This window comes from Ignavibacteriales bacterium (genome assembly GCA_016709155.1).
Taxonomy (GTDB): Bacteria; Bacteroidota; Ignavibacteria; order Ignavibacteriales; family Ignavibacteriaceae; genus JADJEI01.
In genome coordinates, this window is the sequence record JADJEI010000013.1 from 178,270 (window position 1) to 192,672 (window position 14,403).

Genomic DNA, 14,403 nt, shown 5'->3' on the forward strand with positions numbered 1-14,403 from the left:
CCTCTCCCCAAAAAAGAAATTATTAAGGAATAAATTTTATGAGCAAATTATCTATACTATCTGAGTTGTGGGAATTTTTGAAAGTAAGAAAAAAATGGTGGCTTCTGCCTATCATTTTATTTTTGGTTCTGCTTGGCGGACTTATTATTCTTACACAAGGTTCTGCATTAGCTCCATTTATTTATGCAATATTTTAAAGCCCCACCAAACCTCCCCTAAGGGGAGGCTTAGGGCAATTGAAATACTCTTAATCTAAATGTTGTAATTTTATTTTTAAATATTTCCTTAAGCCCTCTCCTTAGGAGAGGGTTTGGGTGAGGCTGATTTATGCAAACTAAAATAATTGTAGAAAAGAAAAAGAAACGCGTTCCTGTTCCAAAGAAACCGCCAAAGGTAGAAAAGAATCCGAAAGCTTATGACAGAGATGAGGAGAAAAAGAAAACTCGTAAAAAGATTTCCGGTGAAGAATGAATCAGCCCGAAGTTTCACTAATTATATCCTTTTACAATAGGATTGATTTTCTGAAATTAGTTTTTGCCGGCTTGCAAAGACAAACTTTTAAAAACTTCGAAATCATTATCGCCGATGATGGATCAAAAGAAGAAGTCGTGAATGAAATTGAAAAACTTTCTCGTGAGATCAATTTCCCAATTGCTCATATCTGGCAGGAAGATAAAGGTTTTCGAAAGAATAAAATATTAAATCAGGCTATCGTTAATTCTAATTCAACTTATTTAATATTTATAGATGGGGATTGTATTCCTCATCGTGATTTTATCGCAGAACATTTCAGCCATCGTCAATTAAACATTTGCTTAACCGGAAGGCGGGTCAATTTATCACAAAAACTTTCCGAAAGTCTTTCAACTAAAAAAGTGAAAGAAGGAATTCTCGAAAATCAATTTTTCTTATTAAAGGACGGACTATTAGGTAAATCCACTGATGTAGAAAAAGGTTTTTTTATTCGTAATAAATTTCTCCGAAAATATTTCAATAAGAAAAAAAGAGGATTGCTTGGCTGTAATTTTTCAATCTATAAAAATGACTTATTAATAATTAATGGTTTTGATGAAAGATACATTGCCCCTTCCATTGGTGAAGACAGTGATGTTCAGTTCAGGCTTGAATTAGCTGGAGTTCGTGTCCGATCTTTAAATAATATAGCCGTGCAATATCACCTTTATCATAAACTTCAACCCCGCCCAATTGAAAATCTTCGTTTATTCGAAACCGTAAAAACAGAAAAGCAAGCTTTCTCAAAATTTGGCATAAAATAACTGCTTCGTAATATTCACTTCTTTAATTATTTAATTCTATCGGGTGATTATCCTAAATAATTCAGTAAAATTTAGCGATCACTATAAAAAATTCTTGCATAATATAATCTGCACCTTTATCTTTGCAGTGTAATTGTATTATTAGTTAAATAAATAAGGCTAAATATGCTTGATGACTTAGATATTAAAATACTAAGAACGCTCCAAAAAAATGGAAGAACAAAAAGAAATAAACTGGCAGAAGAAGTAGGATTATCAATTCCCTCTGTCAGTGAAAGATTAAATAAACTAGAAGAAAAAGGAATCATTGAAGGATACTATACAAAACTAAACCGAAAAGCATTTGGTTATGACATAACCGCTTACATTTATGTTTTAATGGAGTCTTCAAAACACTATCCTGCTTTAATTTCCCGCGTTGATAAAATATCGGAAATTCTCGAATGCCATTCAATTTTAGGTGATGGTTCACATTTATTGAAAGCTGTCGTTAAAAATCGAGAAGCTCTCGAAAAATTATTAAGTCAGATCCAATCTTTCCCCGGCGTTACTTCAACAAAGACTACTTACGTTTTATCTACAATCAAAGAAACAACTTCAATTACAATCTAAATTATTTTATAGAAAGGTGAACAACTTATGGCTAAATCGGAAACTGCAGTAAATAATATTCTAAAGTTTATAAAAGATAAAGGGATAAAATTTGTGGATTTAAAGTTCATGGATTTCCCCGGACAGTGGCAGCATTTTACAGTTCCTGTCACACAATTCAACGCAGGTTCATTTGAGGAGGGGTTTGGATTTGATGGTTCATCAATCCGCGGATGGAAAGCAATTCACGAAAGCGATATGCTTTTAATTCCCGATCCGGGAACAATGTTTGTTGATCTTTTTATCGAAGCCCCAACACTCAGTTTAATTTGTGATGTATATGAACCGGCAACAAAAGAAAAATATTCACGCTGCCCGCGGAACATTGCGCAAAAGGCTGAAGCTTATCTCATCTCAACAGGATTAGCTGATACAGTTTATTACGGGCCCGAAGCTGAGTTTTTTATTTTTGATGATGTCAGATTTGATTCGCAGCCTAACGGAAGTTTTTACGTTGTTGATTCAATAGAAGGAAAATGGAATAGTGGAAGAGAAGAAAATCCAAACCTTGGTTATAAGCCAAGATTTAAAGAAGGATATTTTCCCGTTCCTCCAACAGATTCTTTAATGGATTTAAGAAATGAAATGGTAACCAATCTTATCAATTGCGGAATTGATGTTGAAGCGCAGCATCACGAGGTTGCAAGCGGCGGGCAGTGTGAGATTGATTTACGTTTTATGCCTCTTGTAAAAGCTGCTGATCAGTTATTGATGTTTAAATACATAGTGAAGAACACTGCAAAGAAGAATAACAAAACCGTTACATACATGCCTAAACCAATTTTTGGCGATAACGGAAGCGGTATGCATGTTCATACTTCACTTTGGAAAAAAGGCAAACCACTTTTTGCGGGATCAGGATATGCAGGATTGAGCGAAATGGGATTATACTTTATCGGTGGATTGTTAAAACACGCAGCAAGCTTACTTGCATTTACAAATCCAACTACAAACTCTTACAAACGATTAGTCCCCGGATTTGAAGCTCCCGTTAATCTTGCATACTCACAAAGAAACAGAAGTGCATCAATACGAATTCCAATGTACTCGTCTTCACCAAAAGCAAAACGTGTTGAGTTTAGATGTCCAGATGCTTCAGGCAATCCTTATCTCGGATTTTCTGCAATGCTTATGGCAGGATTAGATGGAGTGATAAACAGAATTGACCCCGGTGAACCACTTGATAAAGATATTTATGATATGGAACCGGAAGAATTAAAAAATGTACCTTCAACTCCTGGCAGTTTGGAAGCTGCATTAAAAGCTCTGGAAAATGATCACGAGTATTTACTAAAAGGTGATGTATTTACTGAAGATGTAATCGAAACATGGATAAAATATAAAATGGATAAAGAAGTTAAGCCAATGGCTCTTCAACCACATCCTTATGAATTTAGTCTGTATTACGATGTTTAAGTTTTAATCTCCGTGACTCTGTGGTGAAAAAAAATAACCGCAGAGGCACGGAGACACAGAGGAATGCAAATATTATTTTTCTATCCATTCCTTCCAAACTTCCGGTTTGTAACCAACAGTAACCAATCTTTCATTTCTTACAACTGGTGTTTTTAAAAGTAATGGATCAGCTAACAATTCATCTTCAATATCAAAAACCATAAACTGCATTCCGCGATCTTTAAATCTTTTGCTCTCTCTGTCTATCAAATCGTCTAAAGGAATTACCTGGGAAATATTATCAAGTTCACCTTTAGCCAATCCTTTTTCAGTTAAATCTCTAAAGTGAAATGGAATTCTTCTCTCTTTAAAGTAGCGCTCAGCTTTTTGAGTTTCTTTACACTTCTTTGTGCCGATAATTTGGATAGCCATCTCGTTTATTTTGGAAAGTCCTTCGTAATTTCTTGCGTTCGTTTAGAGCGGGGGAAGCGGCTTTTAATACCGGTGTCGGTAATAACAGCGGTGCCTAAAAGATATTCCTGAAATTTAACTGCACATTGTCCGGTGCAATCTGATTTGGTTTTTATTGTTCCCCCCTCCACATAGGTTTTTAATCCTGATGTTGAATTAATTTGAAAAACATTTTTTGTGATCACATTCTCTAAAAATTCAGCGGCTTGAGTTTGAAGCACCAATGACCCATCCTTGTCGAAAGCAGCCAATTTAATTCCGTATCTTCTCATTAAAGAAAAACTTTGTTCTGAAAAATCTTTATTCAACATGTATAAGTCTTCATTGCGCTGAACAAATAAATACTTGTTAAATTCTGTATGATCAATACCGAAATGGTCAGCAAGATAATTTAGTTTATCGCTGATTAGTTTATCGGTGCTTTCCATCAATCTTATTGAAGCATAGGGTATTGGCATCAAATTGGGCGATTTAGTTTCGCCGGTCTTTTTAAGTTTTGCAATATAAAACCCTTCGCTGTCAATTTCCCAGGGTATAATTCTCCTCGAAAATTTAAGTGAAGTATCATAGTGCTGACCACCATACTGGACAAACCCATCGTGGGTTTTCAACGGAATATTAATGCTTACCAGTTCCAATGGATATTTATGAAGGACTTTATCAATAACAAATTCATTTTCTTCGGGTGTCATTGTGCAGGTTGAATAGACAATTTCGCCACCTACCTTTAACATTTTTATTGCGGCAACAAGTAATTTTATTTGCAAGTCTGAAAGTCGCAGTGCACGTCTGTGAGTCCACCAATTGTTAACTTCATTCCGCTTTTGCATAATCCCGAGACCGCTGCAGGGGGCGTCAACAAGAATCTTGTCGAAGTATCCTGAAAAATATCTGCTAAGATTTTCTCCTTTATTGTGAATCACTGCGGTATTTATAAGATTCATTCTTTCAACATTGTAACTCAGACTTTTGATTCTATCAGTCTGCGATTCATTAACGAGAAGTGAGCCGCGATTATTCATCATTGCAGCCATCTGTGTGGATTTACTGCCCGGGGCGGAACATAGATCTAAAACCAAATCTTTTTCTGTCGGGTTTAATATCATTGCAGGTACTGCTGATGAAAGACTTTGAATGTAATACAGCCCAATTATATGTTCAATTGTTTTTCCAACATAAATAAATCCGCTTTTAATCTTAAGTAGATTATTTGGAAAATCTAATTCTTCAGTTTCAATTTTATAATTATCATAAAGTTTTTTACGAAGAAATTCTGTGGTTGTTTTAAGAGTGTTTACCCGGATGTAAACAGCGTAGTCTTTCTCTATATATTCAAGATATTGTTTTGATGCATCTTCTCCATAAAGAGAATTTAGATAGGCGATAATTTCTACGCTTACAGGTATAGCCATTTAGTATCTTACCAGATTCAGCATTCGAAAGATTTCACTAATAATGTTTGAGGAGTATTTAATCTCTATACCCGTTTTTGATAAGGTTGAAAGAATATCTTTGATAATGTTATCAAGATATAACTCATATTTTTTTACTGACTTATTAATTTCATCTCCATCATTTGGAATCAAAATTTCAGCCGGCAGTTTTTTGTTTGAATAGATCAGATATTTGGCGCGGTTGTAATCATTAACTTGTAGAAAACTCTCGCCGTCTGAATTTAGTATTTCAAAACTCCCGAAAAATTCTTCACCAAGATGCAAAGCTTTACCGGGCAGTTTTACTTTTTGCAATTTATCTGTTGAAATAAAATCATCCGGAAAATTTTTTATTCCCCGGTAATAATTTTTTCAACATACTGCTTAATAAATTCTTTATCATTCAACTGCATTTTTCCGGATAAAATTTTTAACACACTTAGTAATTTCGTCAACTTCGAGATACTGCTTGACAGTTAAAAGTTCAGAATTGCACCCGGAGATCATAGCCGAGACTTTATCAACATCGCTGCTGTATAATGCCAGCACAGGCTTTTTCAATTGATAGAGAGTATAGGCTAATTCGAATCCAACACCTAAAGATGCTCCGGAAACTTCGGCGATTACCATCTGACAACTTTCCAACCATTTCATATCTCTTTTATAAATCTGCTTATCCGTAAGAGGGAAGGCGGGTTTGAAATTAGAATTTAATTCTGATAGTGCAGTATGACCGAGAGAGTTAACAATCGCGATAATTTCTTTATAATTTTTTTGATAAGAGGTGTCGCCTTTAATAGCACCAGCACAATAGATAATCATTTTAATTTTCTAAAATATTTTGATAATGTTTTTCATACATCGGAACTACTTTTGAAACATCGAACAACTGTACAGCGCGCTCTCGTGCATTTTTTGAAAAGAGGGAATATTTTTTTTCATTAGTCAAAAGATCAATTGCATATTTCGCCATACGTTCGACATCACCGATCTCAGCGATAAATCCGCTCTCATTATGCTTTACAAGTTCCGGCAGCCCCCCCACGCTTGAACTAATTACAGGTAAACCGCATGCCATTGCTTCAAGTGCAGCTAATCCAAAACTTTCGGATTGAGAAGGAATCAAAAATAAATCAGCCGAGTTTAGAATTTCTACAAGCCCATCTTGTTTGCCTAAGAATTTTACATCGTCGCATAGATCAAGCTGACGGCAAAGTCTTTCGCATTCAGATCGCTCGGGTCCATCTCCAACAAGTAAAAGTTTTGATGGCACTTCTTTTTTAACAAGATCAAAAATTCTGATCGTATCGGGAACACGTTTAACAGGACGAAAATTAGAAGTGTGAATTAGAATTTTTTCACCCTTCGGAGCAATGTGTCTTTTGTGTATGCAGTGCTCAAGAGGTTTAAATATTGATGTGTCCACAAAGTTTGGAATTACTTCGATGTCCTTTTCGATATCATAATTGGTCAAAGTTTTTTCTTTCAAAAATTTAGATACTGCAGTAACCCCATTGCTTTCTTCAATGCTGAATTTTACAAGCGGCAAAAAAGATGGTTCAAGTCCAACCAAAGTTATATCAGTTCCATGAAGGGTAGTGGTAATTTTTAAATCCTTTTTTGTTTTCATTACTTGTTTGGCAAGAAAAGCACTGATAGCGTGTGGGATAGCATAGTGAACATGCAGCAGATCCAATTTTTCGAATTGAGCAACCTCGGCCATTTTGCTTGCAAGAGCAAGTGCATAAAGTGGAAACTCAAACAGCGGGTAGCTGCTTGTTTCAACTTCGTGAAAAACAATATTCTCTACGAAATGATTTAGTCTGAAAGGCAAAGCGTAACTGATGAAATGAACTTCATGCCCGCGCTGCGCAAGATATTTTCCGAGTTCTGTTGCAATTACTCCGCTGCCGCCGTAAGTGGGATAGCAGGTTATTCCTATTTTCATTTTTCTTCTACTTTTTTATCTACTATTATTTTGTGATCAAGATTGGAAATATTGTCTATAATATTATAAACCAATTTTACAGTTTTTTCAATTTTATTAAAATTAATTTTTTCAAAATCGTCTGAAGGTTTATGATAATCACTCAGCATGTAATCATAAAAGAAAACAATCGGGATTCCATGCTTAGCATAATTATAGTGGTCACTTCTATAATAAATTTTTTCAGGATCATTAGGATCATCAAATTTATAATCAAAGACGAACTGAGTACTTTTATTATTTTCAGTTTCAACAATCTGTTTTAATTCGCTGCTAAGTTTATCAGAGCCAACAGAAAAGATAGTGTCTATACTTTCTCTACCCACCATATCAATATTTATTTGCGCAGAAATTTTTTCGAGTGCAGGGAAATTATTAGTAAAATACTCCGAACCAAATAATCCTTTTTCTTCAGCAGTGTGGAATACAATCAACACAGATCGTTTATTATTTCGATTGGCTGCTAAGACTTTGGCTACTTCAAGAACAGATACTGTGCCGGAGCCGTCATCATCTGCGCCGTTGTATATTTCTCCATTCTGAACGCCGAGATGATCGTAATGTGTGCCAACAGCAATATATTCATCCTTCAGTTGCTCGTCTGTGCCCTCAATGACTCCGACTACATTATATGCTTTTCGAATTTCTGAATATACGTGAAAATTAATTTTAAATTTTTCACTCATTATAAAATGCGGCAGCCTCGAATTTGATTTTGAAATTGAAACAAGCGAATCATAACTGAATGGTTGATTATCAAAAAGTCTTGGCAGTGAATTTCTATTAAATGACAGTGAGACGAAATTCTCTTTGTCTGACGCTGCATCGTAAAGTTTAAAATTTGGACGTGCGGCAAAGCGTTTGATAAATTCCCAATACATTTGATACTGCTCGGATATCGGAATTATGCATCCAAGTGCGCCGTGGTCCTTGGCATTTTTAATTTTATATTCATTTGATGAATAGTCGGTTTCGTCCTCCCCCTTAAAAAAATCTTCACTTTCGTCAGATGGCTCGCCGGAAAATAAAACAACATACTTTCCTGCGACATTAATATCAGAATAATCATCATAATTGTTTCTTTGTGCCGTTATGCCATAACCCGCAAAAACAAGTGCGGTTGTTGTGTCAGCATCAAACGCGTCTTCCATTCGGCTGAAAAAATCTTCGCGGAAATTAAAACTATGGACAAGATTATTATCATCAAGGAAATTCAAAGTGGAATTAGTATCAATCGAGCTAACCGAAACATCAAATGGTTGTAGATAGCTGGAGTCAGAAAAGAACGGCTTCACACCGTATTTTTTAATTGAGTGGAAATGTACAGCGCCGCTAATCTTTCGCCTTTCGTCGTTGCTTCTCTGCCTTCTAATTCATCCGAAGAAAGAAATTCCAGATTTGTTTTAATATTGTTGATGTTAAAATCATCATTTTTTTGGTTAATTATTGAGTTGCTGCTGCAACCCATAGCTATTGTAAGAACAATAAGCGTTAATCCAATTATTTTTTTCATAAGAATTATTTAATGATTTAATATTGATATATACCAGTCAAAAAATACTTATTCTTTTTATTTTAAACTAAACCAATTTATTAAGTTGAATTTGATGCAATTACACAAATACCTGAAACTATTCGATAGTAATTACCTAAAAGAGAAAATATTTAGGCGTGAGATTGAAAACTCATTCCCCACCGGTAAAAATTATGCTCTTCCTAAAGTAAAATATGCAACGAAAGAGTCGCTTGATAGTTTTAAAATGAATTTTCCTTTTTCTTTTTATGCGAGAAATTCCTCTGCTGATTATTCTACATGGCTTGAACGAATTGAAAATAATGCTAATACTATTTCATCGGCAGATGAACTGATTGATAATATTTTTACTTTTTTTAATGGAGAGAAATTCTCCCTTGATGAAAAAATTAATTGGAATACAGATAATAAATCTAAATTTACATGGGCTGAAGATTTAAGCTGGAAAATAGATTATCTAAACTTTCCACAGGGAGTCGATCCGGAATATGCATGGCACCTTGGCAGGTTTGAATTTGGTTTCATTTTAGCTAAAGCATATTTGCTTACGTCTAATGAAAAATATTTACAAAAATATGTTGACTTCCTTAGTGAGTTTAGCAGTATGGCGACATATTGCACAGGAATTCAGTGGGTCAAATCATCAGAAGTTTCAATTCGACTTATCAACTGCCTGTTAAGTTTCGGAATGGTTATCCATTCTCCATCAATTAATGATACAGTAATAAATTCTTTCCTAAGACTAATTTTACTTCATGCTGTTTACATAGAGAACAATCTTGAAACAAAAATATACCGCGGCTATGAGTATCTCCTCAGCCTGTTAAGTCTTGGAATGGTGGGGGTTCTTTTTGCCGATACGCAATATGGAAAAAGAAATCTGAAATTTGCCTTCGCAGAACTTGAACAGGAAATACGTTCTCAAGTTCACAAAGATGGTGTAAGTATCCATCAGTCTGTGTCGTATCACGAATTGATTATTAAAATATTTTGTTTAGCAGAAAAGTATCTTCAACAGCCGGGCAAAAAATTTTCAGAGGGTTATAAAACGATTTTGAAAAAATTATTCTTAGTTCAAAAAGAATATCTGCGAAAAAATGGCACTGTGCCTGCAATTGGCGACGACCTTAATTTTACATTGGCTCCTTTCAATCATTGCAAAAGAAACAGCGATGTTTTGGCAATCGGGGCAGTATTATTTAGCGATACCGCCTTAAAAATTGGCGATCAAAATCTAACAGCCGAAGTGTTATTTCTATACGGAATAAAATCTGCAGAAGAGTATTCTTCAATGGCTGCCTCTGAAACTGAAATTAAATCCATTGGATTTTTATCTGGCGGGCATTTCATTTCTCGAAAAGAAAATGTTGAGATATTTATTGAAGCAGGAGAAATTGGAAACAAAGGCAGGGGTGCGCCAGGGCATAATGATACTTTTACTTTTGAGCTGTACTATAAAAATAAGCCAATTATAGTTGACCCCGGGACGTATTCTTTTTATGCCGATCCAATTTTAAGGAATCAACTCCGATCGGTCAAGCGGCATAACACTTTTTATATTGATAACAAATTACTTGCCGAATTCGAAGGTTCATTCAAAATAAAAGAGGATTTTACAAAACCAAAAATCCTGGATTGGCAAACTTCAGAAACTGAAGACTTACTTTCTGTACAACACCATGCCTATGCTCGTCTTTTTGATCCGGTGATTATCAAACGGACTTTTCATTTCCAAAAGGATAAAAATATTTTAAGAATTAAAGACGAATTTTACGGCGGGGCAGAACATCAGATTTCAGGGAACCTTACTTTTCATCCGGATGTGTTGGTCACCCAGACTAATGCTAATGATTTTACAGCTGTTAATAATGATGCTGAGGTTCAAATAAGCATTAAATCATCTGCAGATAAAACTTCCGTGAAAATTCTTCCAGCCGAATACTCAAAATGTTACGGAGCATTGGCACAAACAAAAAGAATTTTTATCAATACTGTAGATAGACTTCCCTGTTTTATAATTACTGAAATAAATCTTTTATAAAAAATGAAACTCTTGATTATTGGGCAAGCTGTAGTTGACACAATAGAATTTATAGACGGTAAAACTTTATTGCTCCCGGGGGGAATCCATCATGTTTGCGCAGGAATTTCGATTGTTAGATCTGAAGATGATGAAATGTTTTTATGCACATCCTTCGATGAAGAAAGCAAATCATTGTTTGAAAAGTCTTTTTCTATTTTTAATAACAAATATGTTACGAAGGTAGATAAAATCCCTCACGTTCACCTAACCATTTATCCGGATAGGGAGCGTGAAGAAAAGTACGATAGTATTAATCAAAACCTTTATCTAAACATCAATCATTGGAATAACTTTGATGGAATCATTATTAACATGATCACCGGTTTTGATGTAACGATTGAGGAGGCTGAATACATTAGAAAAAATTTTAAAGGAAAAATTTATTTAGACGTTCATACGCTTTCACGAGGGTTAGATAAACATTTCAATAGAAATTTCAGATTAATTCCAGACATTGAAAAGTGGGCGAAGTCAGTTGATATAATCCAAATGAATGAAAGTGAAATTAAGACCATTAGTAAATTGGAATCGGAAAGAAAAATTGTTGAAGAACTTTTCAGCCTTGGAATTATAATAATTTTAGTTACAAAAGGAGCCGATGGAGTCCGTGTTTATTATAAAAATAAAACAGAAATTTCCTCTCTTTTCATTTCATCATTAAAAATAAAAGCTGTCAACACAATCGGTTGCGGTGATGTTTTTGGGGCAGTATTTTTTTATAATTATATTAAAACTAAAAATATAAATCTTGCGCTTCACAAAGCCGTTCATGCTGCATCATTGACCGCCGCAGGATTAACTCCAGATGAAATTAAAAATTACTAATAAATGTTACCGAACAGAATAATTAAAAAAAGAATATTGATAACCGGTGCCAATGGAATGCTCGGACAAAGGCTGGTGAAAATATTTTCACAGTATAATAATTATACTCTTCTTGCAACTTCAGTTGAAAACGAATCAGTTATAAGAAATATTGACTACGCTATTTGTGATATTTCAATAAGAGATGATATTAAAAATCTAATTCTGAATTTTTATCCCGACGTTGTTGTTCATACTGCTGCTTTCACCAATGTTGATCTTAGTGAGAAAGAGCGCGAACAATGCTGGAAGATAAATGTTAAAGCTGTTGAGTACATTACTGAAGCCTGCCGTGTGCTCGGTAACCATCTTATCCATATATCAACAGATTATATCTTTGACGGAACAAGTGGGCCGTACAACGAAAATGCCCCGCCAAATCCTCTTGGTTATTATGCGAGAACTAAACTTGCAAGTGAAAATGTTTTAAGAATGAGTGGAGTTGATTTTACAATTATCAGAACTAATGTGTTGTATGGCATAGCAGACAGCAGGCCTGATTTTGTTCGGTGGGTTATAAATAAACTTAAATCTAATGATAAAATTAATATTGTAACTGACCAGATAAACAACCCCACCTTTATTGATGACATGGTTCAGGCTATAAGTAAAATAATAGAATTTAAAAAATATGGCGTTTACAATATTGGCGGAAGCGAGTTCATTTCAAGATATGATTTCGCTTTGAAGATTGCCGACTTTTTTAACTTAAATAGAGATTTAATTTTTGCAATTGTTACTAAAGATTTAAACCAACCTGCACGACGACCATTAAAAAGCGGTTTGATAATTACAAAAGCTCAAGCCGAATTAAATTATAAACCATACACAATAGATGAAGCTCTCACAAGAATGAAGGAGGAATTAAATTTATGAAATATTATTTTCTCTTTATTTTTTTAACAGTTATGCTGAATCATTCTTCAAAAGTATCTGCACAAAACAACTTCCCAAACTGGGCTGAAGGAATTATTTGGTATCAGATATTTCCCGAACGATTTGCAAATGGTGATTTAAACAACGACCCCAAGCCAGAAAAGGTGTTTATTAATCAGATTAAGATTCCTGATGGCTGGAAGATTACTCCCTGGACAAGCAACTGGTTTGCACAATCTGATTGGGAAAAAAAGGCGGGTGGTAAATTCAGCGATCATCTTGTTGAAAGAAGATATGGCGGTGATATTCAGGGAATAATTGATCATCTTGATTATATCAAAGAACTTGGTATTGGGGCTATCTATCTCAATCCAATTTTTGAGGCTGTATCTATGCATAAATACGATGGATCAAGCTATCATCATATTGATATAAACTTTGGACCGGATCCTGAGGGGGATAGATTATTAATTGAATCGGAAATTCCGGATAATCCGTCCACCTGGAAGTGGACATCAGCTGATTTGCTCTTTCTGAAACTAATCGAAGAAGTGCATTCAAAAGGAATGAAAATTATTATTGATGGTGTATTCAATCATACCGGCGTGCAGTTCTGGGCGTTTCAAGATATTGTTAAGCGGGGTAAAAATTCAAAATATGCTGATTGGTATATTATAAAATCATTCGATGATTCATCAACAGAGAAAAATGAATTTGATTATAAAGGCTGGTGGAACGCAAAATCTCTTCCCGAATTTAATAGAACAAAAGAAGACTTACATCCCGGACCGAAACAATATATATTTCATTCAACAAAAAAATGGATGGACCCAAATAACGATGGTGATTGTAACGATGGAATTGACGGCTGGAGGCTTGATGTTGCTCGTGATGTACCTATTGGATTTTGGCGGGACTGGAAAATACTCGTAAAGTCAATAAATCCCGAGGCTGTAATTATTGGCGAGTTGTGGGAACTGTCTCCCGAGTACGTTTCCGAGGATGGGGTTTTTGATGCTCTGATGAATTATAATTTTGCTTTCGCTGTGAATAATTTTTTTATTGCTCAAAAAAATAGAGTGACTGTTTCAAAATTTATCGAGGAACTAAAAAAAATAGACCAAACTTATCCGAAAGATTATTTGAACCTTCTGCAGAACTTAGTGGATAGCCATGACACAGAACGAATATCTTCAATGATTAAGAATCCTGACAGGCAGTACGATCGCGACGGCTCAAATGGAAATCAAAATTATAATCCCGGGAAACCAAATGCAGCGGCTTATGAAATTCAAAAAATTATTGCCGCATTTCAGATGACATACCGTGGTTCACCGATGATTTATTATGGCGACGAAGTGGGTATGTGGGGTGCTGACGATCCGCACACGCGGAAGCCTATGATTTGGAGTGAATTAAAATATGATGATGAAATTATAACTGAGAAATCAGATTTTAAAAAAGGTTTCGGATCATACAAGGTTGAACAAAACAAAGGACTTCTTGAGTACTATAAATTGATCAATAACTTTCGTTCAAAAAATCTGGCTGTTCAAAAAGGCTCACTGGAATTTCTTTACTCGAATGATGAAAAAAGCGTTTTTGCTTTTTCCCGGACATATAATGATGAAAAAGTTATTGCTGTTTTCAATGTTGGAAATGTTGAGGATAATTTTATTATTCCGCTGGATGCCAAAGCGGTTTTGTTCAAAGAAATTTTCTCAGGTGAAGAAGGAATAATCAATTCTGATGAAACTGCCGAAGTGTCTCTATCAGTATCTATACTTCCGCACAAAGTAAAAATATTCAAAATGATAAAGTCTAAATAAACT

The 14,403-nt window shown here is 34.8% G+C and carries 16 protein-coding genes; 9 read left to right on the plus strand and 7 right to left on the minus strand.

Going from position 1 to position 14,403, the window contains the following annotated elements; genetic code table 11:
• Positions 1 to 38 precede the first annotated feature (38 nt).
• The 5 genes from IPH11_13910 to glnA all read left to right on the plus strand — a co-directional run bounded on the left by IPH11_13910 (position 39) and on the right by glnA (position 3,344).
• Positions 39 to 197, plus strand: a complete 159-nt coding sequence (locus IPH11_13910) for a hypothetical protein (protein MBK6914681.1) — start codon at positions 39 to 41, stop codon at positions 195 to 197.
• A gap of 130 nt (positions 198 to 327) precedes the next feature.
• Positions 328 to 471 carry a hypothetical protein gene (locus IPH11_13915; protein MBK6914682.1) on the plus strand — a complete coding sequence of 48 codons (144 nt, stop codon included), beginning with the start codon at positions 328 to 330 and terminating at the stop codon, positions 469 to 471.
• On the plus strand, positions 468 to 1,277 hold the full coding sequence (locus IPH11_13920) for a glycosyltransferase (protein MBK6914683.1): 810 nt from the start codon (positions 468 to 470) through the stop codon (positions 1,275 to 1,277). The genes IPH11_13915 and IPH11_13920 overlap by 4 nt, the downstream gene beginning before the upstream one ends.
• Before the next feature lie 165 nt (positions 1,278 to 1,442).
• Positions 1,443 to 1,889, plus strand: coding sequence for an Lrp/AsnC family transcriptional regulator (locus tag IPH11_13925; GenBank protein ID MBK6914684.1), 447 nt, complete (start codon positions 1,443 to 1,445; stop codon positions 1,887 to 1,889).
• Positions 1,890 to 1,916: 27 nt separating this feature from the next.
• Positions 1,917 to 3,344, plus strand: coding sequence for a type I glutamate--ammonia ligase (gene glnA / locus IPH11_13930; GenBank protein MBK6914685.1), 1,428 nt, complete (start codon positions 1,917 to 1,919; stop codon positions 3,342 to 3,344).
• A 72-nt stretch (positions 3,345 to 3,416) separates the two neighbouring features.
• Here glnA and IPH11_13935 read toward each other — a convergent pair whose 3' ends face one another.
• The 7 genes from IPH11_13935 to IPH11_13965 form a co-directional block, all read right to left on the minus strand.
• Positions 3,417 to 3,755: an ArsC family transcriptional regulator gene (locus tag IPH11_13935; GenBank protein ID MBK6914686.1), complete on the minus strand. Its 339-nt coding sequence runs from the start codon at positions 3,753 to 3,755 to the stop codon at positions 3,417 to 3,419.
• Between the two features lie 5 nt (positions 3,756 to 3,760).
• Positions 3,761 to 5,206, minus strand: a complete 1,446-nt coding sequence (locus IPH11_13940; protein MBK6914687.1) for an NOL1/NOP2/sun family putative RNA methylase — start codon at positions 5,204 to 5,206, stop codon at positions 3,761 to 3,763.
• Positions 5,207 to 5,542, minus strand: coding sequence for a hypothetical protein (locus IPH11_13945; protein MBK6914688.1), 336 nt, complete (start codon positions 5,540 to 5,542; stop codon positions 5,207 to 5,209). It lies immediately after the preceding gene.
• 84 nt (positions 5,543 to 5,626) lie between these two features.
• A complete protein-coding gene (locus IPH11_13950; protein MBK6914689.1) occupies positions 5,627 to 6,049 on the minus strand; it encodes a nucleoside 2-deoxyribosyltransferase in 423 nt (140 codons plus the stop codon).
• Position 6,050: 1 nt separating this feature from the next.
• Entirely contained in the window at positions 6,051 to 7,175 is a 1,125-nt protein-coding gene (gene bshA / locus IPH11_13955; GenBank protein ID MBK6914690.1) for an N-acetyl-alpha-D-glucosaminyl L-malate synthase BshA, read from the minus strand.
• The gene (locus IPH11_13960; GenBank protein MBK6914691.1) at positions 7,172 to 8,509 is read right to left on the minus strand and encodes a M28 family peptidase; all 1,338 of its coding nucleotides are present in this window, start codon (positions 8,507 to 8,509) and stop codon (positions 7,172 to 7,174) included. Before IPH11_13960 ends, bshA begins: the two co-directional genes overlap by 4 nt.
• A complete protein-coding gene (locus IPH11_13965) occupies positions 8,506 to 8,727 on the minus strand; it encodes a hypothetical protein (GenBank protein ID MBK6914692.1) in 222 nt (73 codons plus the stop codon). Before IPH11_13965 ends, IPH11_13960 begins: the two co-directional genes overlap by 4 nt.
• A gap of 94 nt (positions 8,728 to 8,821) precedes the next feature.
• On the opposite strand from IPH11_13965, the gene IPH11_13970 reads away from it, so the two are divergent.
• The 4 genes from IPH11_13970 to IPH11_13985 are packed head-to-tail and all read left to right on the plus strand — an operon-like array spanning position 8,822 to position 14,400.
• A complete protein-coding gene (locus tag IPH11_13970; GenBank protein MBK6914693.1) occupies positions 8,822 to 10,789 on the plus strand; it encodes an alginate lyase family protein in 1,968 nt (655 codons plus the stop codon).
• 3 nt (positions 10,790 to 10,792) lie between these two features.
• Positions 10,793 to 11,656 carry a carbohydrate kinase family protein gene (locus IPH11_13975; protein ID MBK6914694.1) on the plus strand — a complete coding sequence of 288 codons (864 nt, stop codon included), beginning with the start codon at positions 10,793 to 10,795 and terminating at the stop codon, positions 11,654 to 11,656.
• Positions 11,657 to 11,659: 3 nt separating this feature from the next.
• Positions 11,660 to 12,571 carry a dTDP-4-dehydrorhamnose reductase gene (gene rfbD, locus IPH11_13980; protein ID MBK6914695.1) on the plus strand — a complete coding sequence of 304 codons (912 nt, stop codon included), beginning with the start codon at positions 11,660 to 11,662 and terminating at the stop codon, positions 12,569 to 12,571.
• Entirely contained in the window at positions 12,568 to 14,400 is a 1,833-nt protein-coding gene (locus IPH11_13985; GenBank protein MBK6914696.1) for a glycoside hydrolase family 13 protein, read from the plus strand. The genes rfbD and IPH11_13985 overlap by 4 nt, the downstream gene beginning before the upstream one ends.
• Positions 14,401 to 14,403 lie beyond the last annotated feature (3 nt).